Source organism: Halalkalibacter oceani, assembly GCF_040544555.1.
In the GTDB taxonomy this organism is placed as follows: domain Bacteria; phylum Bacillota; class Bacilli; order Bacillales; family Bacillaceae_D; genus Halalkalibacter; species Halalkalibacter oceani.
The window spans coordinates 36,166-60,409 of record NZ_JBEPKD010000019.1 but is presented as its reverse complement, the minus strand read 5'-3'; the positions used below and the strand labels follow the sequence as shown (position 1 = coordinate 60,409).

Genomic DNA, 24,244 nt, shown 5'->3' with positions numbered 1-24,244 from the left:
TTGTCCACTTAAGGGGTGCTGCTTTTTTGAATTTGACGCTGATTTGTTCTCGGTCTTGCCCCAAAGATCATCCAGCCCCATTTAACTTTATAAAGGACCAGGTAAACGATAACTCCTGAGATGATGAGCGCTCCGAGGAAGCTTCCGGCAATAAAGAGATGATAGAACAGCATATTGCCGCCCGGATCGACATACTGGCGGAAGTAGAATAAATAAAGCGGATGGATCAAGTAGATGCCAAAGGATAAATAGCCGATCAGCATCACCGGCTTCAATAGCCATTGCGGCGACCGTCTAACGATGAAGACAGAGACGTATAACAATAGCGCCGCCGTAAAGATCGTATGCATATTCCACGCCAATGTATAAAGCCGTGAATCAAAGCTTTCTCCCCAGACACGCGTCGCATGCCACATATAGATATGAATGCCGACAGCCGCGACCCAAGCCGCAGTTAGCAGCGCGCCCCAGAAGTGCCTTGACTTGAGCCATGCTTTAATCTCCATATAGTAAATCCCGATAAAGGCTCCTGTTAAATAGTAGGACATATAGGAAAGCGAAATACTGCCCGTATTCGGATACTTCCACACGAGGTTATTGTAGATCACATACGCCCACTGAATGACAAATCCGAGCCATATCAAATGCTTCGTCACCGCCGGCCATTTTTTCAGCAGCATGAGCATCAGCGGAAACATCAAATAAAATTGAATGCTGATAAAGACAAAATAAAGATGCGTATACGCATTCCCGAGCATCAGCTGCTCAGAAAACGTCGACCAGAAATCAGCGAAGCTTTCATAGTTTTGAAAATAATCCGAGCGTATGCCGTTATACAGCACGGAAAAAATCAAATAGGGCAATAAAATATACAACAGACGGTTCGTATAAAACCGCTTTACCAGTTCTCCCGTCAACGGCCGGTGATAATAGCTGTAAAAGAGAACGAGGCTGCTCAATAAAATAAAGGTTGGCGTCCCAAAACGGGACAGCGTATTCAGCGCATTATAGAACGCGAAGGAACTCGAATCCGGCTCCAGCGTCACTACCGTCACAGAGGTTGAATGCACCATCAGCACCGCCAGAATCGCAATCGCTCGCACGACAAAAATCTCTTCCAACGGCGGCTTCTTCATGATTCTAGACATTATGTATCTCCTTCTCCCCGTACAATACTTACTTCCACCTTCAAGTCTATCAATCCTGCATAGAAAATAAAAGAACGAATCTTTCAAAGGAAAATAGGACGAAAGATCCGTTTGAGGAATGCTATAGTCATGAGAGTGCTCAAAACAAAACTAACTTTGTCCCAGCCTCCTCTTCCGTGTTTCGAGAATTTTAAGAGCTTTTCGATCAGCTTATTGCGCAGGCAAAAAGGTCGACTCCTATCCGATTCTTATTTTCTGTTCGTTTATCACAAAAGCCCCGCCCCCAAAAGAGAGCTTCCTTCGGGAAATCGGGGCTTGCTTGTTTTCGCATTGGCTTGGAGAGACCCGAAAAGAGAAGCGGTCGCTTTTGCAATCGCTCCTAGCTTAAATAATCCTTCAATGTTTGCTGTAGTGTGCCTTTTGTTTCCGAGAACTTCTCGAAGGAAATCCCTAAATGAATCATGTTGCGAACAAGCTCCGGCCGCAGACCTGTCATAATCGCTTTTGACCCCATCATCTTGACACCATACAGCACCTTTTGCAGATGATCAATTACTTCTCCCTGCATATTGGCAATGCCGGAAAGGTCGATAATTAATGTTGTGATACGCAGCTTGCTGATTTCTGTAAGCACTTTCTCTTCAATCAGGCGCATCCGCGAGGAATCAATCATGCCGATCAGTGGAAGAACCGCCACTGAATCGCTAACTGGAATAATCGGTACGGATAAGTTCTCGACAAGCTTACGCTGCGAGTTAAGCAGCTCGTCCTTGTAATTTGAATAGCTAATAAAGAAATGATTCAGAAATTGATCAATCGTATCATTTATAACCCGTTCCATTTGATAAAAGGTACTGTGATCGGCCGAACGCTCGTGCAGGCGGTCAAACTGTTCAAGGAAATACCAGACCGTGCGCCGAATCGCCTGAACCCATTCCAATTTGAATTCAAGCGTCAGGGAATGCTTGGCCCACGCCATCCCTTCCACATTTGCAAATTCAATCAGCTTCTCTTCGTCCTGATCAATCACATACAGCACTAATTTCTCGGCATTTTTCATCAGATCAATATTGCCTCTGATCAAGATATCATTGATCTTCTTGGCGACATTGACGGCTTCGGAAAGCAGTTTTTCTTCAAACTTGTCCCGATTTGCTGTGATAAAATCCGCCACGTTGTCTTGTTGTATAAATGCCTTTTCCATAATCCGCGTTCACCCTCATTTCCTTAGCACTTTACTTATTCTGGTAATATACTCCATGTTTTTTCCGGGCTTTCCGAAAAAAAGACACTCCTCAAATACAGATACCCAAAAAGGTCGAAGTTCTAACCTCTTTGGGTATCCAAAATGGAGAAATTTTTTCGTATGCACTGTGCCCTGCTACATCTGGTAAAACAACCTTCTTACTCTGAAGCTGCCGAAGTACGATTTTCATTTTTTAGCAGCTTTTTCGTAATGAGCGTAGCCGTTGCCTGATTTTGAAAGTTTCAGTGGCATCCTTAATCTCCGGTGTCTTTTTCTTAGCTGTTCGTTTTACTCAACTACCCGGATGCGGTTTTCTACTTCAGGGATTGGCTTGCCGGCACGGATATAGTCAATCAGCACTGTACTGAGATACTCTCCGGTGTCGGCAACAAGGTTGGCTTCCATAAACCATTCATAGCCATCTCCACCGGCAGCGGTGAAATCATTTGTTGCCACTGTATAGACAGCATCGGCCTGCAGCGGCTCGCCATTGACAAGCGCTTCTGTAATGCGGGAGCCTGCCGGACGCGCCGGGTCAAAGCTGTACGTCAAGCCCGAGGTTTGCAGGAAGCCGCCATTTTCTTCCGGATACAAAGAAACCGAGTGTTCAATGCTATTTAGCAGCTGTTCCCCTGTCAGCTCTAGCGCGATAACAAAGTTCGGGAACGGGAAGGCGGTATTGACATCGCCAAACGTCACTTCCCCAGCTGCAATGTTGTCACGAATGCCACCGCCATTTGTCACGGCGATTTCAGCATCGACCACATCGCGCATCGCATCAGTGATCAGGTTGCCGAGGTTCGTCTCTTTCGTCCGGACATCCTCACGCGCTCCGTCCAAATCAACGGCGATTGTGCCAATGACTTCCGAGAAAGCTTCCTCGACTTCCTCCACGTATTCATTCAAAAGATCCGTCACCTGCTGATCCGGCTCAAGCGCAGCTGAATCGCGGACAAGATGACCTTGAACCCCGATCAATTCATCCTCAAAATAAAGCATATGGGTCACACCAAACGCCTTCCCGTGCTCATACGCCTGTGTAATATAGGTCTGTCCGTGAAGCTCCGGCTTTTCCAGTGTTGTATGCGTATGGCCACCAAGAATCAAGTCAATTCCATCTACCTGCGCGGCAATTTGCTGGTCAATGTCATAGCCGGCATGGGAAAGAACGAGAATATGATCAACTTCATCCTGAAGCTCCTTGACATACGTCTCAATCGTTTCAGCTTCCGCTTTAAACGTCAGTCCTTCAATATTAGCAGGATGCGTCTTCACAACGGTATCCTGGGCCGTAACGCCGATCAAGGCAAACGTCTTGTCCCCAAGCGTGACAATGTCATACGCTGGCAAAATTGTTTCCCCTGTTTCGGTTTCAACGACGTTCGCGCTGATGATCGGAAAATCGGTCTCAGCCGCAATTTCAAGCAAACGTTCACGGCCAAAGTTGAAATCATGATTTCCCGGTACGAGCGCATCAAAGCCGATAAGCTGCATCGCCTCAACGGCAGCCTGTCCCTCGTTCAGGTTAACGTAATTCGTTCCGTGGAACGTATCCCCCATATCAAATACAAATGTATCGGGATTCGAGCTGCGCACCTGTTCAATTTTTGTTGCGATTTTAGCGAGTCCCATTTCGCCATTTTCTTCATTATAAAGAACGCGACCGTGAAGGTCATTCGTATGGACGATGGAAACCCGGTCAAAGTTTTCATCATAGCGCGCTAATAATAAGTCCATATGCTTAGTCAACAGGTTTCTTCCCGGCCGAAGGGTGTGATCAAGATAGCCTTGCAGCAGCCCAAGCTCAATCGCCGCAGCCAGCTCCCCTTTTGCCCAGTCGCTCACGTTGTCGGCATCATAGTAGTTATTCAACACAACGACATCATAGTCATCGGCGAGATTCAAGGCGCGGATCAAAAAGACGTACGCCTGCTCACGAGTGATTTTTTCGTTCGTACCAAAGGTGGTGTTGCTGATGCCCTTCGTAATGCCAAGCGTCCCGGCAGCCTTCACGTATGGCGCAAGCTCCGCAGGAACATCTTCGAACTCGTTGTCATCAAGTTCGGCATAATGGGCTACATCGACTTCAAGCGTTTCAAGCAAAGCCTTGACGAATTCACCACGACTCGCTTCTTCTGCCCCGTTCGCGAACGCCGACTGGGCAATGGTGAGAGAAAGCAGTAATGCGAGAATACTAGCAAGTCCTTTTTTCAATGAAACACCCTCCTTTATATTTTAAAAAATCCTCTAAAAGTATACCACAATTTTTCATAAAGGGAATGTTCGAAAAGTCGTTTTTTCCCGCTTTGTTTTCTCTCTTTCGGGGAATAGGAAAACAAAAAGCCCAGCCTCTCTTCCACGATGGAAGAAAACTGGACTTTCTGGGAGGAAGCGCGTTAGTTACTTAAAGAAATGAAGCACGCCCTGATAAATTGCTTCGGCTGCATCCTCCTGGAAGGAATCAGATGCCAGCTTACGCGCTTCTTCTGCGTTCGTCAGGAAGCCGACTTCGACGAGGACGCTCGGCATTCGTGAGTTGCGAATGACATGGAAGTTGCCTTCCTTGACGCCGCGGTTGTTCGTCTTCAGCTTCTTGATTAATTCACTTTGAATCGAATCGGCGAGCTTTTTGCTCGAAGCTGCTGCATAATTGCTGTGCCAAAACGTTTCCGTGCCGCTGGCCGCGCTGCTTCCGGCTGCATTGGCATGCACGCTGATAAAGGCGTCGGCATTGCGGTTGTTGGCAATCGCCACCCGTTGACTCAGTTCGAGGAAGACATCGGATGAGCGCGTCATGACGACGGTCGCCCCGGCCGCTTCCAAACGGCGCTTGAGCTTCAAGCCGACATTGAGGACGACATCCTTTTCCCTGACTCCATTTGCGGTGGCCCCTGGGTCGTGTGCCCCGTGACCCGGGTCGACGACAATCACTTTCCCTTTAAGGGAACCGGATCCACCGCTTGATGGAGCACGCAGGTAGGAGAGTGAAACATAGGCTGTCTGCCCTTGGTACGTAAAGACGGCCCAGTTGCCTGTTGTCGCATAATACTGCACGACATCGCCATTGCTCAGCCTGCCGATCGGTGCCCGGCTCGTATCAGGTGTCGAGCGGACGTTCAAGCCTTCTGGAGCATTGTAGACGACGGCCCGCGTCGCGACAGAATCAAGCAAATCCTGATCCGGCTGGTATTCTGGCAGCTTGTATTCCGGATAAAGCGCTCTTGCGAGGAAAAGCGCGAATTCGAGACGGGTTGTCCCATTATTTGGACCGAATGTGCCATTTGGATAGCCCGCTGAAATGCGTGCTGTCGTAATCGCGTTGATTTGCGTGGCGCCGAACGTATTCGCGTTGACATCACGGTAGACAACATCGACACGCGTGCTCTTTAAATCAAACGCGCGTGATAAAAATACTGCCATCTGCGCTCTCGTCACCGGAGAGTTCGGTGAAAACGTCGTTGGCGTTGTACCGGCGATCAAACCGCGCTCTGTTCCTGTGGCGATATAGCCTGAAGCATAGTGATTAGCCGAAACATCAGAGAATTTCGTCGCTCTCTGTGTTCCATCGAGCTTCAACGCCCGTCCGAGCAGCGTCACTGCTTCCGCCCGCGTTACTTGATCGTTTGGCCGCAACGTTCCATCCGGGTTTCCTTGAAGGATGTTATCCTGATACAAACGGGTGATTTCACTACCGCCGTAAGAAGGCATATCAGGAAACGGACCTTGTGCCTGTACGACTTGCCCTTCACCTTGAATGAACGGCGTTAAGACCAAGGTCAATAAAATTGTAAGAAACGTTAGCTTGCGCATTGCATCACTCCATTCTATTTTCATCATTATGAGTCTATTAAAGTGTGGTTCTGCGTTTAATATGTATAGCGTTCATAGAGTAATGATACACATAGCTTCATTCTAGTGAAATTAACTTTAATGACTCATATCCGTCTAATGGAAATAGTAACACAGATTGCCGTCGAAATGATGGTGATTTTGGCTTATTTTACATAAAAAAAAAGAGAAATTTCATCTTTATGTCAAAAATGGCGAAACAAAGGGAAACAGCTCGCTCTTTCTATGCTTTGTAGTCCGAAACGTCTAGTAGAATAAGAGAGTACCGCCTCCCCTGTTGCACAAATGAAACAGCAGGCCAAATGGAAACATCCTTTAGCCCGCTTCTTTCCTTTATGCTTTTTCGTTTGGCGGCAGCAAAAAGTCAAAATCACAGCCTTCATCTGCCTGGAGAACATGCTCGCGGTACAGCTTCGTATAACCTCTGCGGTAGTCGTCATAGACGGGCGGCCGCCATTGCTTCCGTCTGGCTTCAAGCTCTTCTTCCGCCACGTCGAGAATCAGCTGCCTTTTTTCGACATTAAGCTCTATCCAGTCGCCATTACGCACCAGTCCGATCGGCCCGCCAACCGCGGCCTCAGGGGCGGCATGGAGCACGACCGTGCCAAATGCCGTTCCACTCATTCGGCAGTCCGAAATCCGCACCATATCACGGACACCCTGTTTAAGCAGCTTTTCCGGAATCGGAATCATGCCCGCCTCCGGCATCCCCGGTGCTCCGACCGGCCCGGCATTTTGCAGGATCAGCACGCTATTTTCATCAACTTCAAGCTCCGGGTCGTTCACCCGCTTTTCCATCTCTTCAATGGACGAAAAGACGACCGCCTTGCCTCGGTGGGACAGCAGACGACTGTCTCTTACCGCCTTCGGCTTGATAATCGCCCCGTTTGGTGCAAGATTCCCTTTCAGAACGGCGATACCGCCTTCTTTATGCAACGGCTCGTCGAGCGATTTTATAATCGGGCGGTAGACCTCATCTACTTTTATTCTTTCTAAAATCTGCTTCCACGTCTGCCCGGTAATCGTCATCTCTTCATCATAAAGAAGTGGCTGCAGCTCCTTCAGCAGCGCAGGGACGCCGCCGGCACGATAAAAATCCTCCATCTGATAGTCACCTGCCGGCCGTAAATTCGCCAAAAACGGCGTCTCCCTGCTTAGTGTCTCAAAGCGATCAAGCGTCAAGCCGATTCCAAGCCGTTTGGCAATCGCAAGTAAATGAATGACGGCATTGGTCGAGCCGCCGACGGCAAGCAGCGTACGAATCGCATTGCTGAACGCTTTTTCGGTCATAATATCGGATGGCCGCAGTCCGCGCTTGACGGCAGTGACAATTGTTTTGCCGGTTTCTCTTGCCAGCCGCAGCCGCTCATTTTCGGTCGCCGGTGCAGCGGCTGCACCAGGCACCATCATCCCAAGCACTTCGGCACAGGCGGCGATTGTCGAGGCCGAGCCCATCACCATACAATGTCCCGCCGTCGGTGCCAGCCTGCTGTTAATCTCCTGTATTTCTTCTTCTGAGACCGTCCCGGCTTTGTACTCCTGCCAGAAGTGGCGGCAATCCGAACAGGCTCCAAGCGACTTCCCTTTATATTCCCCATTGGCCATCGGCCCGCCCGTAAAGGCAATCGCCGGTTTATTGGCACTCGCCGCTCCCATCAGCTGCGCCGGCAGCATTTTGTCGCAGCCGCCGATCAGGATCACTCCGTCAATCGGCTGGGCCGCGATCATTTCTTCTGTATCCATCGCGACCAGGTTGCGGTAAAGCATCGTTGTCGGGCTTGTAAACATCTCTCCAATGGAAGTGGTCGGAAATTCAAGCGGAATGCCGCCGGCCATTAACACACCCTGCTTCATCACCTCAATCATCGGTTTAATGTGACTGTGGCAGCGATTGACCTCGCTGAACGTATTGCAAATCCCGATGACCGGCTTATCGAAATCCTCTTCCTCATGTCCAAGATGTCGCTGAAACGCCATTTTGATAAACCGGCTGAAGCCGGCATCCCCATAAGACGTTTGTTTCTTCTTTTCCATCTTCTCCCGCCTTCCTTATCATTGAATGCGCTTTCAAAATAAAAGGCCAAACATGTGCTTTACGTTTAAAAGGGAAAAAAACATCCTCTTCGGCTTACATGAGCGGGCATTATGCAAAGAGAAGAAGAGACCCCCGCTCCTCTCGAAGCTGCTGAAAAAGTACGATTTCCACTTTTCCAGCAGCTTTTTCGTAATGAGCGTAGCCGTTGCCTGATTTTGAAAGCCTTGCTACGAGTGGGTTTCCCGTAGCAAGGCGCGCAACGCGCGGAGCCATTACACTTCTTCGAGTTACGGAAAAAGAGGTTTTTCAGTGGCCTCCTCCTCTCCATGTTCTAAAAATGTAGCGCCGCTTCGCAGTTTTGCAGTGGCTCCGTTCTGCGCGCAGCGTCAGGCAGGAAAATCACCTGCCTGACTGCTTTAAAAACCCTTGCGCAGGCTTCACTTACAGCTTAGAGCTTGAGACAAAACTCGCTTTACCCTGTTTGCAGTGGCTCCACTCGCCACAAGTCCGTTGTGAGAAACCCACTCACATCGGACTTTAAAAGATCGTGGCGGCTCCGCTCACTGCTTAGTAGATGTCTGTGACATCTACTAAAACATCCGTTTTGTTCCGAGGTAGCGGTCTTTCCAGTAGGCGGCTTCGAGGCTGCCGATTGCAACGCCGGTTGAGGTGCCGCTGTGGGTGAATTGTCCATTTCCAATGTAGATGCCGGCATGGGATGGTCCTTTTGTATAGGTTTCAAAAAAGACGATATCGCCGACGCGCGGCTCCTTCACTTCTGTCCCTACTTCCCACATTCCGGCGACGGTGCGCGGCAATTGAATGCCGTTTTTCGCAAAGACGTAGGAAATGAAACCGCTGCAGTCGAATCCCGCCACCGTTGTTCCGCCCCAGACGTACGGGGTGCCAAGCAGTTCGGAGGCATCGGCGACGAGGTTCAAGGCGTTAAATTCCTGCGGGGTTTCCGTGGACTTGCCCGCTGCTGCATTCAGCTTCTCAATCGTCTTCGGACCGGCGATTCCGTCGACGGTCAATCCTTGTTGGCGCTGGAATGCTTTGACCGACTGCTCCGTTACCGTGCCATAATAGCCGGTGACCGACTGGTTAAACAAACCGATTCGCTTCAGTTGCGTCTGAAGATCGCTCACCGCCTGGCCCTCGGAGCCGAACTTCAATAATGCCGAGTCTGGCGCTTTCGGCTGTTCAACCGGTTTTTCTTTTTCCTGAGCGGGTGGTGGTGTCTGCTCGACAGGCGGCTTTGGCTGCACGGAAGGTGGTTCCTTGCTGACGACACTGGCCGATACAGAGGATACCGGAGATTGAAGCGCGCGCAGCGTTTGCGGACCGACAATACCATCAACCGTAATTCCCTGCTGTTGTTGAAAATGTTTGACCGCACTGGCGGTGCTGTTTCCAAAAATTCCGTCTGCCGTGCTTTTATAAAAACCAAGATCAGCAAGACGCTGCTGCACGTCCTTGACGGCCTGTCCTTTTGAACCAATACGTAACATGCTTGTCTGGACGGAGGAAGCGGACAGCTTGTGCTCAACCGGCGCGATAGTCGCCACGTTACGATTTTGCAGCGCGTTCAACGTCTGCGGCCCGGCAATTCCGTCAACGGCAAGCTGATTCTCCTGCTGGAACGAACGTACCGCAGCGGAAGTCGCCCGTCCGTAATAGCCGGTAATGTCATTGTCAAAATAACCGGCTTCCTTCAGTTGCTGCTGGAGTGTCTTCACCTGTTCACTCGTTGTACCCGGACGCAGCACCTGCTGCACCACTCCGCCGGAATTGGCGGAACCGGACGCGGCTTTGCCGGCCGAAGAAAGAAGCTCATCAATCGTGCTTCTCGTAGCTTGTCCTGTCACCTCAAGTCCGTGACTGCGCTGGAAGGAGGCGACTGCCTCTTTTGTGATGGTGCCGTAATAACCGGTTGCCATATGGTAGGTGAAGTGCCCCTTTTCTTTCAGCGCTTCCTGCAGCTGCTTCACATCCGGATGAGTCATCCCCTCCTGCAGCGGCTGATCGCCAAGTGCCGCCTCGGTAATCAAGGGAGATGTGAAGAACAGGCCGGTCGCGAACGTCGATGAAAGCATCACCTGTTTCATTTTCGGCGAGGAAGAAGACTGCTGCTTTCCCTCTGGATCTATCGTCAAATGGACGGCCATCAACCGTTCCCACCTTTCATCATTTTCTGTTTTCTTTTATTTTACTTCACAATCGGCAAAATTGTCCATTTGAGAATTTTCTGACTGTACATTGATGCAGTGCTGGAATTGTTGGAGCTAAATGGAAAGTGTTTTCATCTCGAAGATGGAGAAGCTAGAAAAGACGAATTCAATTACGAATAAGGGGGACATTGATGTTTTATCATGTGAAAGAACTTCAATATAACGCGAAGCCGGATAAGCCCGATGCTGTCTACGCAAAGAAATTGCAGGAGATTCTCGGAGGACAGTTTGGTGAGATTAGCGTGATGATGCAATATTTATTTCAAGGCTGGAACTGCCGCGGCGAGAAAAAATACCGTGATATGCTGCTTGATATTGGTACAGAGGAGATCGCCCACGTTGAAATGATTTCGACGATGATTGCCCAGCTGCTTGATCAGGCGCCGGCACGTGAGCAGGAGCAGGCTGCCCAGAATCCGGTTCTGAACTCGGCGATGGGGGGCAATCAGGATGTGCAGGATCAAATTGTAAAAACGGTATTAAGCGGAATGAGTCCGCAACATCTGATCGTATCCGGTCTTGGCGCACAGCCTGTCGACAGCGTCGGCTATCCGTGGAATTCCCGCTATATGATCGCCAGCGGAAACATGCTTGCCGACTTCAGAGCAAACTTGAATGCCGAGTCACAAGGACGCCTTCAAGTTGCCCGGTTGTATGAGATGACAACCGACAATGGGGTGCGGGATATGCTTTCCTTCCTTCTGGCTCGTGACACGATGCATCAGAATCAGTGGATGGCGGCGATCGAGGAGCTTGAGCAAAATCAGAAGCCAATTGTGCCGAGCACGTTCCCTCAGGAGCTTGAAAAACAGGAAGTCTCCTATTCGTTCATGAACTTTTCCGCCGGGGAAGACAGCAAAGCCGGGCGCTGGGCCAATGGTCAGAGCATGGACGGCCAGGCTTCATTTGAATATGTTGCCGAGCCTGAAGCAATGGGGCAAACGCCAGAGCTTACGCCTGCCCCGCCTTATGTGCACGGTACACCGCCAACTGCCGGGCAAGCACAAGCCCAGTATGAACAGGAAGCGATCCAAAGCCATTAAAACTCATTTTAGGGGCTGGGAATAAGGTTGTTTTTGCCTTATTCCCAGCCCCTGACTCGTTTTTGTCTCCTATAAGAAAAAGGGATGGTTGGAAAGGCTCTCACCTTTCCAACCATCCCTTACGGCCATCATCCTCAGAAAACGAGTTGCTGAGACATGAGCGTCCTGTTGTGGGTATTCCCTTTTTCTTTTGTATGAAATGTTATTAGCTAGCTGGCTCTTCTTCTAGCTCATCAACTGGTTCGTCTTCTAATGGTGCTTCCTCTGCACCGTCCTCAGCCGGATCATCCTCTAATGTTGGCTCTTCTTCCATTGGCTCATCCATTCCCGGATCTTCAGTAGGCGCATCTAACTCAGGTGCGTCAGTTGGTGCATCAGCTGGATCTTCCACTCCACCTGGCTGATCTAGTGCCGGATCTTCTTCAGCACCGCCACACGCTGCTAATAGTCCTAGTGATAAGACAGCTGCTGCTGTTGTCATTAAAAATTTCTTCTTCATAATCAATTACCCCCAAATTTAGATATGTGACTAACGGACATACATGTCTCTCGCGTTAGCCTGTGTGTATCTTACCAAGTCTCTGCAACAACGTCTACACATTACTGGCTTTTTTGGCAATGTCTTGCCAGCTTCACAACTTATCACATGGTTTTTCAAAAGTTTGTCAAAACAAAAACTCATTTTGACACATCTTCGCCACATGCTGCCTGCTCCGCTTGCTGCCAGTCAAACAGAAAAAGCCTATACCCCTTGTTGTATAGGCTTACCCATTGATCGAGCTTTTATACATATGCTTATGTAAATGATCGAATCAGCCTTTCCATGACGCCTTTACACTCGTCTGCGGGAATAGGCCGGCTGAACAAATAGCCTTGCGCTTTATAACAGCCTTCATTGCGAATAAGAGAGAGCTGTTCCTCCGTTTCGATTCCTTCACATATAACGGAGACATTCAAGCTGTTGGCCATCGCGATGATCAGCTTGACAATCGCCTGGTTCTCAGGTGAAACCTGTCCTCTGACAAACGATTGATCAATTTTCAGCGTATCGATCGGGAACATTCTCAGCTGACTGAGAGAAGAATAGCCCGTGCCGAAGTCATCCAATGACACAGCGACACCCTTCTGCTTGAGCTGATTCAATTTGGCGCGAATATCGTCGACCTGTAAAATGGCTGTTTTTTCTGTGATTTCCAGACAGAGATAAGACGGATCAAGCTCGGCCCGCAGCAGAGCCTGTTCAACACGGCTGACAAAGTCAGGGCGTTTAAAAAATTCTTTTGAAACATTAACGGAGACGATCAGCTCTCCAAAGCCTTCGCGATGCCATCGCTTCGTTTGACGGCACGCTTCATTCAGGACCCACTCGTCAATTTCCGCGATGACGCCCATCTCTTCGGCAAGCGGCAGAAAAACCGCCGGGGAAAGGACATTTTTCAATGGATGATTCCATCTGACGAGCGCCTCGATTCCAAAAGGGATCCGTTTATCAATGTCGACTTGCAGCTGGTAATATACTTCGAGTTCCTGCCGGCGAATCGCTTTAAGCAGTTCCGCCTCAAGGGAAAGCTCGTCAGCGGTTGTCTCATTCATCCCCTGCTCGTAGCGCTGATAGTGGTTACGGCCTTCTTCTTTTGTCCGGTACATCGCGCTGTCTGCGTTTTTCAGCAGCGTTTGCGCATCTTTTCCGTGTTCCGGAAAAAAACAGGCGCCGATGCTCATCGACATATACAGTTCTTTTTCATTTACGATGATCGGCTTTTCAAAAGCAGCAAATAAAGCGGAGATCACATCCTCCGTGACCATCTCATCCATATCGGGAAGAAAAATCGTGAACTCGTCGCCGCCGAATCGGCTGACAACGCCATCCTCGCCGATCACCCGCTGAATGCGCCGGGCCATTTTCACCAGCAGCTGATCTCCGACTTGATGGCCGTAAGAATCGTTAATTTTTTTAAAGCGGTCCAAATCAAGAAAAAGCACGGCCACTTTTTTTCCGTTTTCGGCCGCCGTCTGGAGAGCGTCCTCAAGCTTGTCCTTAAACAAAACCCGGTTAGGCAGCTGCGTCAGCGTGTCATGAGAAGCATTATACTTCATTTGTTCTTCCTGCTGCTTCCGCTCACTGATATCGCGCATAATCGCGATACAGTAGCTATCCTCCGGCTGCGGCTGTTCTACTTGTGTAACGGTGAGAAAAGACCAAAAGAGCGTCCCGTCTTTGCGCTCATATAACAACTCGCCAGTCCATGAGCCATTGCGTCTGATTGAATCCCACATTTCGTCATAGACATGCTTCGGTGTGTTTGCGGATTCGAGCATACTTGGGTTCATGCCCGCGATATCCTTTAATGTATAGCCTGTCATACGCTGAAACGCAGAATTAACGGCAATGATTTCATGCCGATGATTCGTCAGCATTAAGCCATCGTTCATGTAGTTGAACAGCGTTTCTACATTTCTGTGGTTTTGTGCAAAACGAATAAAAGCTGAGTTCATCTCTGGTCCCCCTCACTTATTAAATGAAGTACATTGTCTGCAAAGCACATTACTTGATGGCAAATGTAATGTCCGTTTCTGCTGCGACCTCTCCATTCACTGTAGCAAGAGCATGTCCCTTCCCAACGGGACCTTTCAAACGTGTAATTTCAACTTCCAGTCTCAACTGATCTCCCGGCTTCACCTGTCGTTTGAAACGGCAATTGTCGATACCGGCAAACAAGGCCAGCTTTCCCCGGTTTGCCTCCGACTTTAATAGCGCCACTGCCCCAACCTGGGCAAGGGCTTCCACAATCAGGACGCCAGGCATTACAGGATAGTCGGGAAAATGGCCGTTAAAAAATTCTTCATTGATTGAAACATTTTTTATGCCAACCGCACGCTTTCCTTCTTCGACTTCAAGGACTTGATCAATTAATAAAAATGGATAGCGATGGGGGATTATCTCTTTGATCTCTTCAATTGTTAGCAATTCATCCACCTCTTAGTTGAATTCTTTTTGTTATTATACCATATTCACGCAGCCTGGTGGCGCTTCGCCGCTTGATTGTTGACATCTGATGTTATCATTTTGTCACCTATCGTAGAAAGAAAAGACGGCAACGGCGCCGCTCTGCACTTGTAATCAAGGTTGAACTGCAACCTGCCCTTCCCTCCTATCCGTCCGCTTTCTCTAGCGGGAAAGCACTGGAGGAACACAAAACCGACACGGTCCTCTCCGGAAAACCTTACGAAAAATGCAAAAACGGCTTTGAGAGTCCTATCCCAAAGCCGTTTTGTCTACGGTCTCAAACCGTGGTGTTATTCACCCCGGATAATGTCTAAAATATGATACCATGTTTCCGGTTTGAGAGCGTCGGCAGGATCACCGTCTCCAATGACGCCGTACCCGACGATCAATCCGAGCAAAAGGCTGCCGCCGATTAACACGATTGACAAAAGAATACGCAGCCAGATCGGGATGAGACGCAAACGCGGTCTCCTCCTGCTCTTACGGCCGCTTGCGCTTTTATGCTCGTCGCCGCTTGCCAGCCGACGTTCTTCCCTTGACTTTGGCTTAGCGCTGCCGGCTTGAACGGCGTTCTCTCGTTTTGTTTGTTTCAGCCGTGAATCTTGTTCAGTCATCGTTTTCTCCTTGAATCCATCGACAGGGTTGGCGGATCACCTTTACTCGCTACCTCATTCATCCGGTCTAAGTCCTTAGCAAAAAGCAAACTAAGAAGCTCTCTTCCCTATCGACGGTTATCTCCGAATCCCATTGACCAGCCCCGCCATCTCATCGGCAATTGACATCGCTCTTGTCGTAAATTGGTAATGGCGCTGGGTCGTCAGCAGCTCATTCATTTCCCGGCCCAGGTCAACATTTGACGCTTCAAGTGAGCCCTGCATCAGCCGCCCTTCATTTCCAGGCACTTCTTCGAGCATATCTGCCTCCGCATAGCCCAGTGCAGCAAAGTCAGGGAGACGGTAGAGATTATTTCCGGCAGCTTCCAACAGCTGCGGCTTATGGACGTGTGTTAGCGCCAGCTGTCCCGCATTGAGCACCGTCCCGTCATTTAACGTAATATTCAGCATCCCTTCCGGACTAAGCTGAATCTCCTCGAAATCAAGCGGGAAAGAAATGCGTTCAAATCCGCCATTCAACAGAAAGTCGCCGTTGCTTGTCACAATCGTGACGAGATCAGGGTTATCCGGATCTTCGCTCAAATAAAAGGCACCATCCCGCGTAAGATACTCGATCTGTTCTCCATTTTCCTCGATACCGATGCGGAAGAAATGGTTTGGCTGCGTGATCGCAAAATCAAGCTCACGGTCGGTTCCGACCAGGGAACCTTGATCAAGACGAAGCGCAGTGGAAGCGACTTTCGCGCCAACGCCTGAGCGCAACCCGGCCGGCGTCAATCGTCCCATTTCATAATTTGGATTCGTTTGATTGTTGATTTGCTGATGGAGCAAATCGGAAAACGTCACTTCCCGTCTTTTAAATCCCGTCGTATTCACATTGGCGATATTATTCGAAATGGTGTCAAGCTTCTGCTGAAGCTGCCCAGCCGTCACCGACGCCGTTATCATTGAACTGTTCATCCGTTCCCCTCCTTATAAGGAAACCCGTAGCTTTCTTTTTTCATCCTTTACTTTACGCATTCTGTTCTCGTTTCTTATCCAATCCGGCCAATTTCGTTAACAGCCTTGTCCATGCTTTGGTCATAGGCTTGCAAAATGCGCTGATTCGCTTCAAATGAGCGATAAGCATTCATCATTTCCGTCATCGTTCTTGCCGTGTCGACATTTGAACGTTCCAGAAAGCCCTGCTGAAGCTGATAGGTCAGCTCATCATTGCCGACAGCCGTCGGCAGCTCGCCTTCCCCTTCAAAACGCAACAAACCGCTGCCTTCCTTCACTAGCTGCAGTGGGTCATCAGCGTAAGCGAGATCAAGCTGGGCAATCGGCGCCCCGGCCGCTGTCATGATTTGTCCGGCTTCATTCACACGAAAGTCCTCATTATCAACCTGGATCGGATTTCCTGCCGTATCAAGCACATAATGTCCTTCAGATGTCGTCAGAAACCCTTGTCCATCAACGGTAAAATTCCCGTTTCTTGAATAGCGCAGTTCACCGTCATCATTTTGCACGACGAAAAAAAGCGCTCCCGGCCGGCCTGATTCCGTTGCCGGCATCACACCTTGTAAAATCGCCACATCCGTGTTATTGCCGGTTTCCATCATGTCTCCTTGACGAAAATTCGGCATCCGTTCCTGAAGATACACACCTGTCGTCAACGTGCCAATCGGTCTTGACTGTCCCGCCGGCATTTCCTGCGTTCCCATTGCCTGAATCAGCATGTTCGGAAATGAACGCAAAGAAGCCTGATCGGCTTTAAAACCCGGCGTATTGACGTTTGCAATATTGTTCGTAAGCATTTCCTGGCGCTGCTGCTGGGCAATCATGCCGGCCGCAGCCCCGTACATTCCGCGAAGCATGGCGTCAAGCCTCCTTTGAGCTTTACTCGTTAAATCCGGATTTTCTTATTCGACATTCGATCAAGGTTCTCAAGGATAATCCCTGTCCCTTTTGCCACACAATGCATCGGCTCTTCCGCGACTACGACCGGAACCTTCAGCTCTTCCGCGAGAAGCTGGTCAATTCCATGCAGAAGCGCGCCTCCACCTGTCAGGATCACACCGCGGTCAATGATGTCTGCCGAAAGCTCTGGCGGGGTTTGCTCCAACACTTGTTTGGAAGCTTGTACAATATAAGAAACCGACTCCGACAAGGCATGTTCAATCTCCTTCGAGTGTACCGTAATTGTGCGCGGAAGTCCACTGACCATATCACGTCCACGGATATCCATTTCCTCTTGACGTCCACCTGGAAATACAGTTGCAACCTGCATTTTAATGCTTTCCGATGTTCGCTCCCCGATCAACAGCTTATACTTCTTTTTAATGTAAGAAAGAATATCGGAGTCAAAACGGTCTCCCGCTACTTTAATGGAAGAGGAGGTGACAATATCACCCATTGAAAGAACAGCAACATCTGTTGTTCCACCGCCGATGTCTACGACCATGTTACCGCTCGGTTGAAAAATATCCATCCCAGCGCCGATTGCAGCTACTTTCGGCTCCTCTTCCAAGTACACATTTTTGCCTCCGCTCTTCTCAGCCGCCTCGCGAATTGCTTTTTGCTCGACTGACGTAATGTTTGTCGGGCAGCAAATTAAAATACGGGGCTTTGAGAAAAGACTCTTTACATTAATTTTCCCGAGAAAATGCTTTAGCATCGATTCTGTCATTTCAAAGTTTGCGATCACTCCGTCCTTCATCGGACGTAAGGCAACTATATTTCCTGGTGTACGTCCAACCATGCGGAACGCTTCTTCTCCTACTGCAAGAACTCTTTTTGTGGCTGTATCAACTGCGACAACGGATGGCTCATTTAAAACGATGCCGTTTCCCTTTACATAAATAAGGACGTTTGCCGTACCTAAATCAATTCCAATATCTCGACCAAACATGTTTCCTTGCCTCCCTGTTTTCCGAACATCAGTCGCATTTCTTGTTACGATTTACCTAATTGTTAATTCTACCACAAATTTGTTCGAACAGGGATGGATTTTCCAAATTTTATTGGCGTGCTTTTACAATCGATGATAATGGCTGGTCCTGCGTTTTGCGATACTTGACTTTGGTCGCTTCTCCCCCGCGAAGATGACGGATTGATTTATGGTACTCAAGTATTTCCTTTACCTCATTTGCCAGCTCGGGATTAATCTCTGGCAAGCGTTCCGTGAGGTCTTTGTGTACGGTACTTTTCGAGACTCCAAATTCCTTGGCTATTGTCCTCACCGTCTTTCTCGTCTCGACGATATACCTGCCTATCTTGATAGTTCGCTCTTTGATGTAATCGTGCACACGACTCGCCTCCCTAATTCTGTGATGGTGATTGGTACAGTTTATTAGGGTTCATAGGCAGATATACCATCTTATTAGGGGGACGAGCGCGACTTTTCAGAATTGGAGCATTCGGCTGTTCATTTCACTGATCTCAATCAAGTCGGCAAGCGTTCTTTTTCCGCGCTGTTCAAGCAGGATTAACAGCGCGCAAAATAAATTGGCTGTTGTCAGCGCATCACCGAGCGCTTCGTGACGGTTGAAGATTTTCGTGCCAAATTGCAAAGCGTATTTTTCCAAATCAAGCATCTGATTGGAAGGACTGATAAAGCCAATCAGATTTAATGTATCAAGGCAGATTGGAAAATTCAGCCGATAGCCGTGACGCTGGGCCTCTTTCTTTAGGACCATCATATCAAAGGCAACATAATGTCCTACCCAAATGCCGCTTGCCGTTTGATCCGCAAAATCAAAAAAAGCTTCGAGCGCTTCCAGCGCCAGAGGAGAGTTCTCGACCGTTTCCCCGGAAATACCGGTCAGCCTTGTAATCTTAGCTGGAATCTCACGGCATGGATTGACGTACGTCTGAAATGTCCTCTGCTCAACTTCCAGCTGCCGCACTGTCACGGCGGCAAGCTCGATCATCCGGTCGTTTGCCCCTACGGCGAACCCGGTCGTTTCCGTATCAAATACCGTAAACGTCAGCTCACGAAGCGAGGTGTTTAACGGATACTCCGAATAAGGCGTATGCGGCAAAGACGGCTTCTTTTTAAACATAGTAGCACCTCCCATTAAGCGACGTAGAAGCAGTGGGCGGAGGGTCAAGGGGCTTTCATGGAGAACACAACCGCCACGATTGAGTGAGCCTGTTTCTCACAATAGAGGTGGATCTTTTTAAAAGCAGAGTCGAGACGATCCTTCCTTTTAAAAAGAGATCGCCTGATTTTGCAGAGAGCGGATCGCCCGTAAAGCAAGAATCAGTTCCTCCTTATCCTTTGTGCGCAACCGGCTGAAATGAATCTCGCTCGACGAAGGCTCGCCACGCTGATGAGCATGCCACGCGCTTTGCAGCCGAATCCGCAGAACAACCTCGTAGGCGAAGCGGAGATCATCGGCCGTTTCCCGGGAAAGAACGTTCGTTTCAATCAGTTTTTCAAGCAGTTCAAGCGGCGTTCCATCAACGATTCCATGCCTCGCCGCCAGCAGTTGAATACTGTGATGCAGAGGGAACAGAGCATGCTTCTTTCCATCAATGGTTTCCCGTTTCATTCTGAATAAGGCGCGGATAGGATGATCCAGCTGCGGAACAGGATGCTCCTTTTCCAGCTCTGCCATCCGGTAAAGAAAGATCCGTGATTTTACGAGCTGCTCCCTGACGATGGCAGTAAATTGATCATGCAGCTCCTCGTCGCCATACAGATGGCGAAATGATAAAAAATTATTGGCGAGCAGCACATGATCATTCGTCGCGCGCAGACTCCAGCCTCGCAGGCGCTCCTGCCAGGTCGAGATTGCGCCCCGCCATCTGTCTTCACTGGCCATCATCAGCCCGTCACAGCGTTTGTAGCCGGCCAGCTCAAGCTGACGAACGATCTCCTTCCCTAACTCAGCAAAATACTGGTCAACACTCCGCTTCGCCTCATCCGGCGGGTCAGCATAAACGAGGAAATGGTCCTGGTCCGTCAGCATAAACTGTTCGCCGCGCCCGCCGCTGCCCATCATATACCAGCCAAACGCAACCGGCGGTCCCCCTGAACCATTCTCAGCTAAATGGTTCAGTGCCAGCTCGACACAATGGCGCGCGAGCCGGTCATAGAGCTTTGTCATTACATCGAGCGTGTGAACGACCGGAATTTCATCCTGAATCAAGTAGGAAAGAACTTCATACATTGCCGGCTTAAGCCTGTCTACCGTCGCCGATGTTGCTTCTTCGATCTTTTGAATGACCCCTGTGACGCCACGGTTTTTCTGCTGGAGCAAATCGGAAAGACTGACCATTCCGGCGACCCGCCCTCCGTCCATGACAGGGAGGTGCTTAATGCCATTCATCAGCATGACGGACATCGCCTCGTAGTAAAAAGCGTCCCGGGAAATAATGTAGGGATGTGGCGTCATAATGTCACGAGCAACCGTCCCTGCGCCCAGCCCTTTTGCAACGACTCTTTCGACAAGGTCTTTCTCGGTAATAATCCCGATCAATTGATCATTATCATTCAGAACGACAACCGAGCTCGTCGCCTGTCCGACCATCGCCGCCGCCACATCCCGGACATCATCCTCCATATCAACGCTAATCATCGGCATTTTCATCACATCGTGAATGCGGCGAATGAAAGGCTCGCTCTCCCCCCATTGCTTAGCGAGCGTAACCTGTTCCGCTAACGAGGCGTAAATATCGCGCAGCCGCACGGTCACCTGCTTTAAAATAAAGTCGCGGACAGCCGGCTCATGCCAGCGCAGCTCGATCACTGTATAGGGAATGTGGAGACAAAGCGTCTCCTCGATCGCCCTCACTTCAACAGGATAGCGCTCTCGCTGCCTGTTTTTTTCTGCCAGGAAATCAGCCAGGCTCGAAAAACCGATCATATCTCCCTTTTCCAGAACTTCCAGGACCTCCCTCTGGCTGCTCTGTCCGACAAAAACTTCTGCCATCCCCTGGAGGATGAGCAGAAGTCCTTGACGAGGCGTCTTGGCATACAGTACCCTCTCGCCTTTTTGATATCGTTTCAGCCCGCATTGAGCCAGCAGCCCGCCAAGCTCCCCTGTCGGGAGCCCGGCAAAAAGCGGATGCTCGTGTATCCGGGCCAGCTGTTCTTTATCTTCCAGTGGATTCATCCATCCAAACCTCGCCATCGCGATAGCTCATTTGTTCAGGATAACGGAGGTCAACGACTTCATCCTGCAGCTTTTGCGACGGAGCCGCCGTCATTTTCGAAACGAGATAACAGACAATCAGGTTAATCGGCACACCGATAATGCCGGCGCCGGTATCCTGTATTCCTAAAAACGTAATGCCGGCCCGCGCCAAAAAGATATAGGTCAATGTCACCGACAGGCCGACGAGCATCCCAGCGATCGCTCCTTGAGCGTTCATCCGCTTCCACCACACGCCAAGAAGCAGCACCGGGAAGAAGGTTCCACCGGCAAGAGCAAACGCCCAGGCAACAATTTGCGTAATCACCCCTGGCGGATTGAGCGCCACGATTCCGGCGATGACCGTCGCCAGCACAATCGCCCAGCGCCCGGCAGCAAGCCGTCTGCGATCGCTCGCCTGCGGATTGACAAGGCGATAGTAAATATCATGGGCAAAGGAGGAAGAAATCGTAATGAGCAAACCTCCGGCTGTTGATAAGGCAGCCGCCATCGCCCCGGCAGCGACCAAGCCGATGACAAACACACCAAGATTGGCGATTTCCGGTGTCGCCATGACGACAATATCATTCGAAATAATGATTTCCTGCCATTGCAGAATGCCGTCCCCATTCGTATCAGCCACTTGCAGCAATCCCGTATTGACCCAAGTTTCCGTCCAGGCAGGCAGTTGATCAATCGGCTGGTCAGCGACGCGCGTCATTAAAATAAAGCGGGAGAAGGCGGCATAGGCAGGAGCAGATAAATAAAGAAGAGCGATAAACACAAGAGCCCATGCTCCACTCCAGCGCGCTGCTTTCATTGTTGTTACGGTATAGAAGCGGACGATGACGTGAGGCAGGGCGGCCGTCCCGACCATCAACGTAAACATAAGCGCGATAAACTGCGATTTATCGCTTTCGGCAAACGGAGCAAAATACTCGCTTAACCCAAGCTCCCGGTCGAGTGCCCCGAGCTGATCGACAATTCCTCCATACGTCAGCCACGGCAGCGGATTGCTTGTGATTTGCAGCGACATAAATACGATCGGAATGATATAAGCAACGATCAAAATCATATACTGGGCCACCTGGGTCCACGTAATCCCCTTCATTCCTCCGAGTGTCGCGTAAATCGCGATAACGACTACCCCGATCATCGTGCCATACATCGCCGGAATATTGAGGATTCGGCCGATCACCACGCCCGAACCGGAAAGCTGTCCGATAATGTATGTAAAGCTGATAATAATCGTCGCGATCGCCGCAATCAGGCGGGCGGCGTTACTGTCAAAGCGGTCGCCGATAAATTCAGGCACCGTATAGCGGCCATATTTGCGCAGCTGCGGCGCCAGTAAGAAGGTGAGGAATAAATAGCCCCCGGTCCAGCCCATGATGTAGGCCAACCCATCATAGCCCATCACCATCACTGTACCGGCCATCCCGATAAAAGAAGCGGCACTCATCCAGTCACCGCCGATCGCCATCCCGTTCCACAATGGAGGAACGCCACGGCTGGCGACGTAGAAGTCCGATGTCGCCTTCGCTCTGTTATAGACAGAAATTCCAATATAAAGGCCAAAGGTAGCAATAATCATCAAAATCGATACGAGTGTTTGCTGGTCCATTATTGAACCCCCTCATTATTTTTTTAATGGTCTAATACTTTTCCTGAGCTGACCCGTGTATTTTGCTCCTCATCAATCCCGAATTTCCGATCAATTCTGTCACTGATGACAGCGTTTGCAAAAAGCAGGATGACGAAGATGACGACGGCGCCCTGCGCTCCCATGTAGTAATGCGCCGGCATGCCTAAGATCGTAAAGCTCGATAACGCTTCAGCAAAGGCAACGACACCAAAGGACACAATTCCCCCAATGATCAGACAGATCACAACAAGCCAAGTCCGTGCCCGAAAATAGGCTTCAGCAACACGTTTATCAATTTTTCTCATCTAGCTTCCTCCTTTTTTCTTTTTCCTTTCGTGAACTTCCGACGAACTCCGGCAGGCATCCCCCCTTTCAATGGCGCAGATTATGAGGCGCGCGGCCCTGTATAAAAGCACGTCTGACACCGCCCGAGCCGAATACGCTTTTTCGCCGCCCGCATATTGAGTAACAGGACAATCGGCACAAAAAGAATAAGAAGCGGATCAATGATGAACGTCAAACAGAGGGCAACGAGGACAGGAAGGGCACTAAGAAAGATCACATAACGCGCAAACGGCATTTCTTTCCATGATGGCTGTTGACATTTCGGGCAAACTGAATAGTCCGTCATTGGTTTACCTATCACTCCCATTTTTAACGCAAGCCGAAGATAAAGCGCACTGTTTCAAAAAAACCAAGAGGGACCATCGCCACTTGAACGATCATATAAAGAAAGATCGCCGCAAAAGGGACGGAGAGGATGAGTGGTTTTCTCAAACGAAAAGCTAGAATAATAGAGAGCAGTGTAATTCCTAAGAAGACATACAGCAATAGATTCTCTCCTTTCTTGAAAGCGCTACCATAAAAAGATAATAAAGACTGCAACTACTCTATAACACGTTTCACAGCTACTAACAGTAGGCTTCCGCCATATTAAAGAGATAGCATTCGAGGTGTTGCAGTACACATTATTTCAAATTTTAAGACAACTGTCAAGTATGGCAAATGTTTGAAAAGGTTAGAAATTATGGCTATATCGACGCTAGCAAAAGAAAATCGGCTAATTTTGCCTTTTTAAATTTTTTTCAGTCATTTTTTGAAAAAGGGAAAGTTTTTTCAGCACGCTCGAACTTTGAGCGGAACGTGATTCCTCTATTCCTTTATTCAAGGCAATTTTTCACCTTACAAGGAACGAGATTCCGTTATTAGGCTCTCATAAGCGGTCTCTCCTCCTTGTAGCGGCCAATAGCGGAATGAGGTTCCTCACGTAAGCGCAACGAGCGGGCTGAATGCGAAATAGCGGAATA

21 protein-coding genes are annotated in these 24,244 nt (G+C 49.5%); 1 reads left to right on the top strand and 20 read right to left on the bottom strand.

All coding sequences use genetic code 11. The features are described 5' to 3' along the window. Positions 1 to 8: 8 nt before the first annotated feature. From ABMB67_RS17370 to ABMB67_RS17345, 6 genes are all read right to left on the bottom strand, one after another. Complete coding sequence (locus ABMB67_RS17370) at positions 9 to 1,148, bottom strand: acyltransferase (protein ID WP_251225170.1); 1,140 nt, start codon at positions 1,146 to 1,148, stop codon at positions 9 to 11. A gap of 379 nt (positions 1,149 to 1,527) precedes the next feature. Further along, the gene (locus tag ABMB67_RS17365; RefSeq protein ID WP_354572857.1) at positions 1,528 to 2,352 is read right to left on the bottom strand and encodes an STAS domain-containing protein; all 825 of its coding nucleotides are present in this window, start codon (positions 2,350 to 2,352) and stop codon (positions 1,528 to 1,530) included. Positions 2,353 to 2,682: 330 nt separating this feature from the next. Next, positions 2,683 to 4,608, bottom strand: a complete 1,926-nt coding sequence (locus tag ABMB67_RS17360; RefSeq protein ID WP_354572856.1) for a 5'-nucleotidase C-terminal domain-containing protein — start codon at positions 4,606 to 4,608, stop codon at positions 2,683 to 2,685. Between the two features lie 186 nt (positions 4,609 to 4,794). After that, positions 4,795 to 6,204 (bottom strand): N-acetylmuramoyl-L-alanine amidase, encoded by a 1,410-nt coding sequence (locus ABMB67_RS17355; protein WP_354572855.1) that lies wholly within the window; start codon positions 6,202 to 6,204, stop codon positions 4,795 to 4,797. 372 nt (positions 6,205 to 6,576) lie between these two features. After that, positions 6,577 to 8,277, bottom strand: a complete 1,701-nt coding sequence (locus ABMB67_RS17350) for a dihydroxy-acid dehydratase (protein WP_354572854.1) — start codon at positions 8,275 to 8,277, stop codon at positions 6,577 to 6,579. Positions 8,278 to 8,868: 591 nt separating this feature from the next. Beyond that, positions 8,869 to 10,446: a C40 family peptidase gene (locus ABMB67_RS17345; RefSeq protein WP_354572853.1), complete on the bottom strand. Its 1,578-nt coding sequence runs from the start codon at positions 10,444 to 10,446 to the stop codon at positions 8,869 to 8,871. A 194-nt stretch (positions 10,447 to 10,640) separates the two neighbouring features. On the opposite strand from ABMB67_RS17345, the gene ABMB67_RS17340 reads away from it, so the two are divergent. Next, positions 10,641 to 11,552 (top strand): manganese catalase family protein, encoded by a 912-nt coding sequence (locus ABMB67_RS17340; protein ID WP_354572852.1) that lies wholly within the window; start codon positions 10,641 to 10,643, stop codon positions 11,550 to 11,552. A gap of 205 nt (positions 11,553 to 11,757) precedes the next feature. Here the strand turns inward: ABMB67_RS17340 and ABMB67_RS17335 are convergent, their stop codons facing one another. From ABMB67_RS17335 to ABMB67_RS17270, 14 genes are all read right to left on the bottom strand, one after another. Beyond that, positions 11,758 to 12,051: a hypothetical protein gene (locus ABMB67_RS17335; RefSeq protein ID WP_354572851.1), complete on the bottom strand. Its 294-nt coding sequence runs from the start codon at positions 12,049 to 12,051 to the stop codon at positions 11,758 to 11,760. A 296-nt stretch (positions 12,052 to 12,347) separates the two neighbouring features. Further along, positions 12,348 to 14,048 (bottom strand): putative bifunctional diguanylate cyclase/phosphodiesterase, encoded by a 1,701-nt coding sequence (locus tag ABMB67_RS17330; RefSeq protein ID WP_354572850.1) that lies wholly within the window; start codon positions 14,046 to 14,048, stop codon positions 12,348 to 12,350. A 49-nt stretch (positions 14,049 to 14,097) separates the two neighbouring features. Next, positions 14,098 to 14,520, bottom strand: coding sequence for a 3-hydroxyacyl-ACP dehydratase FabZ (gene fabZ / locus ABMB67_RS17325; protein ID WP_251223111.1), 423 nt, complete (start codon positions 14,518 to 14,520; stop codon positions 14,098 to 14,100). Between the two features lie 329 nt (positions 14,521 to 14,849). Beyond that, complete coding sequence (locus ABMB67_RS17320) at positions 14,850 to 15,173, bottom strand: DNA-directed RNA polymerase subunit beta (protein ID WP_251223110.1); 324 nt, start codon at positions 15,171 to 15,173, stop codon at positions 14,850 to 14,852. Positions 15,174 to 15,290: 117 nt separating this feature from the next. After that, positions 15,291 to 16,133 carry a flagellar hook-basal body protein gene (locus tag ABMB67_RS17315; RefSeq protein WP_251223109.1) on the bottom strand — a complete coding sequence of 281 codons (843 nt, stop codon included), beginning with the start codon at positions 16,131 to 16,133 and terminating at the stop codon, positions 15,291 to 15,293. 74 nt (positions 16,134 to 16,207) lie between these two features. After that, positions 16,208 to 17,029 (bottom strand): flagellar hook-basal body protein, encoded by an 822-nt coding sequence (locus tag ABMB67_RS17310; RefSeq protein ID WP_354572849.1) that lies wholly within the window; start codon positions 17,027 to 17,029, stop codon positions 16,208 to 16,210. A 29-nt stretch (positions 17,030 to 17,058) separates the two neighbouring features. Further along, entirely contained in the window at positions 17,059 to 18,063 is a 1,005-nt protein-coding gene (locus tag ABMB67_RS17305) for a rod shape-determining protein (protein WP_251223107.1), read from the bottom strand. Between the two features lie 109 nt (positions 18,064 to 18,172). Continuing rightward, on the bottom strand, positions 18,173 to 18,460 hold the full coding sequence (gene spoIIID, locus ABMB67_RS17300) for a sporulation transcriptional regulator SpoIIID (RefSeq protein ID WP_251223106.1): 288 nt from the start codon (positions 18,458 to 18,460) through the stop codon (positions 18,173 to 18,175). Between the two features lie 96 nt (positions 18,461 to 18,556). After that, a complete protein-coding gene (locus ABMB67_RS17295) occupies positions 18,557 to 19,216 on the bottom strand; it encodes a 3'-5' exonuclease (RefSeq protein ID WP_354572848.1) in 660 nt (219 codons plus the stop codon). Between the two features lie 147 nt (positions 19,217 to 19,363). Further along, positions 19,364 to 21,292, bottom strand: coding sequence for a DUF294 nucleotidyltransferase-like domain-containing protein (locus tag ABMB67_RS17290; RefSeq protein WP_354572847.1), 1,929 nt, complete (start codon positions 21,290 to 21,292; stop codon positions 19,364 to 19,366). Further along, positions 21,255 to 22,916, bottom strand: a complete 1,662-nt coding sequence (locus ABMB67_RS17285; protein WP_354572846.1) for a sodium:solute symporter family protein — start codon at positions 22,914 to 22,916, stop codon at positions 21,255 to 21,257. The genes ABMB67_RS17290 and ABMB67_RS17285 overlap by 38 nt, the downstream gene beginning before the upstream one ends. Before the next feature lie 23 nt (positions 22,917 to 22,939). Then, positions 22,940 to 23,242 (bottom strand): DUF4212 domain-containing protein, encoded by a 303-nt coding sequence (locus ABMB67_RS17280; RefSeq protein WP_251223102.1) that lies wholly within the window; start codon positions 23,240 to 23,242, stop codon positions 22,940 to 22,942. 80 nt (positions 23,243 to 23,322) lie between these two features. Next, positions 23,323 to 23,568: a hypothetical protein gene (locus ABMB67_RS17275; RefSeq protein ID WP_354572845.1), complete on the bottom strand. Its 246-nt coding sequence runs from the start codon at positions 23,566 to 23,568 to the stop codon at positions 23,323 to 23,325. Between the two features lie 23 nt (positions 23,569 to 23,591). Next, entirely contained in the window at positions 23,592 to 23,768 is a 177-nt protein-coding gene (locus ABMB67_RS17270) for a hypothetical protein (protein ID WP_354572844.1), read from the bottom strand. Positions 23,769 to 24,244 lie beyond the last annotated feature (476 nt).

What these genes read in the sequence shown, in the direction of transcription:
- ABMB67_RS17370 (WP_251225170.1), bottom strand. Translation starts at nt 1,148, where the DNA reads ATGTCTAGAATCATGAAGAAGCCGCCGTTGGAAGAGATTTTTGTCGTG.
- ABMB67_RS17365 (WP_354572857.1), bottom strand. Translation starts at nt 2,352, where the DNA reads ATGGAAAAGGCATTTATACAACAAGACAACGTGGCGGATTTTATCACA.
- ABMB67_RS17355 (WP_354572855.1), bottom strand. Translation starts at nt 6,204, where the DNA reads ATGCGCAAGCTAACGTTTCTTACAATTTTATTGACCTTGGTCTTAACG.
- ABMB67_RS17350 (WP_354572854.1), bottom strand. Translation starts at nt 8,277, where the DNA reads ATGGAAAAGAAGAAACAAACGTCTTATGGGGATGCCGGCTTCAGCCGG.
- ABMB67_RS17345 (WP_354572853.1), bottom strand. Translation starts at nt 10,446, where the DNA reads ATGGCCGTCCATTTGACGATAGATCCAGAGGGAAAGCAGCAGTCTTCT.
- ABMB67_RS17340 (WP_354572852.1), top strand. Translation starts at nt 10,641, where the DNA reads ATGTTTTATCATGTGAAAGAACTTCAATATAACGCGAAGCCGGATAAG.
- ABMB67_RS17335 (WP_354572851.1), bottom strand. Translation starts at nt 12,051, where the DNA reads ATGAAGAAGAAATTTTTAATGACAACAGCAGCAGCTGTCTTATCACTA.
- ABMB67_RS17330 (WP_354572850.1), bottom strand. Translation starts at nt 14,048, where the DNA reads ATGAACTCAGCTTTTATTCGTTTTGCACAAAACCACAGAAATGTAGAA.
- ABMB67_RS17320 (WP_251223110.1), bottom strand. Translation starts at nt 15,173, where the DNA reads ATGACTGAACAAGATTCACGGCTGAAACAAACAAAACGAGAGAACGCC.
- ABMB67_RS17315 (WP_251223109.1), bottom strand. Translation starts at nt 16,133, where the DNA reads ATGAACAGTTCAATGATAACGGCGTCGGTGACGGCTGGGCAGCTTCAG.
- ABMB67_RS17310 (WP_354572849.1), bottom strand. Translation starts at nt 17,029, where the DNA reads ATGCTTCGCGGAATGTACGGGGCTGCGGCCGGCATGATTGCCCAGCAG.
- ABMB67_RS17305 (WP_251223107.1), bottom strand. Translation starts at nt 18,063, where the DNA reads ATGTTTGGTCGAGATATTGGAATTGATTTAGGTACGGCAAACGTCCTT.
- ABMB67_RS17295 (WP_354572848.1), bottom strand. Translation starts at nt 19,216, where the DNA reads ATGTTTAAAAAGAAGCCGTCTTTGCCGCATACGCCTTATTCGGAGTAT.
- ABMB67_RS17290 (WP_354572847.1), bottom strand. Translation starts at nt 21,292, where the DNA reads ATGGCGAGGTTTGGATGGATGAATCCACTGGAAGATAAAGAACAGCTG.
- ABMB67_RS17285 (WP_354572846.1), bottom strand. Translation starts at nt 22,916, where the DNA reads ATGGACCAGCAAACACTCGTATCGATTTTGATGATTATTGCTACCTTT.
- ABMB67_RS17280 (WP_251223102.1), bottom strand. Translation starts at nt 23,242, where the DNA reads ATGAGAAAAATTGATAAACGTGTTGCTGAAGCCTATTTTCGGGCACGG.
- ABMB67_RS17275 (WP_354572845.1), bottom strand. Translation starts at nt 23,568, where the DNA reads ATGACGGACTATTCAGTTTGCCCGAAATGTCAACAGCCATCATGGAAA.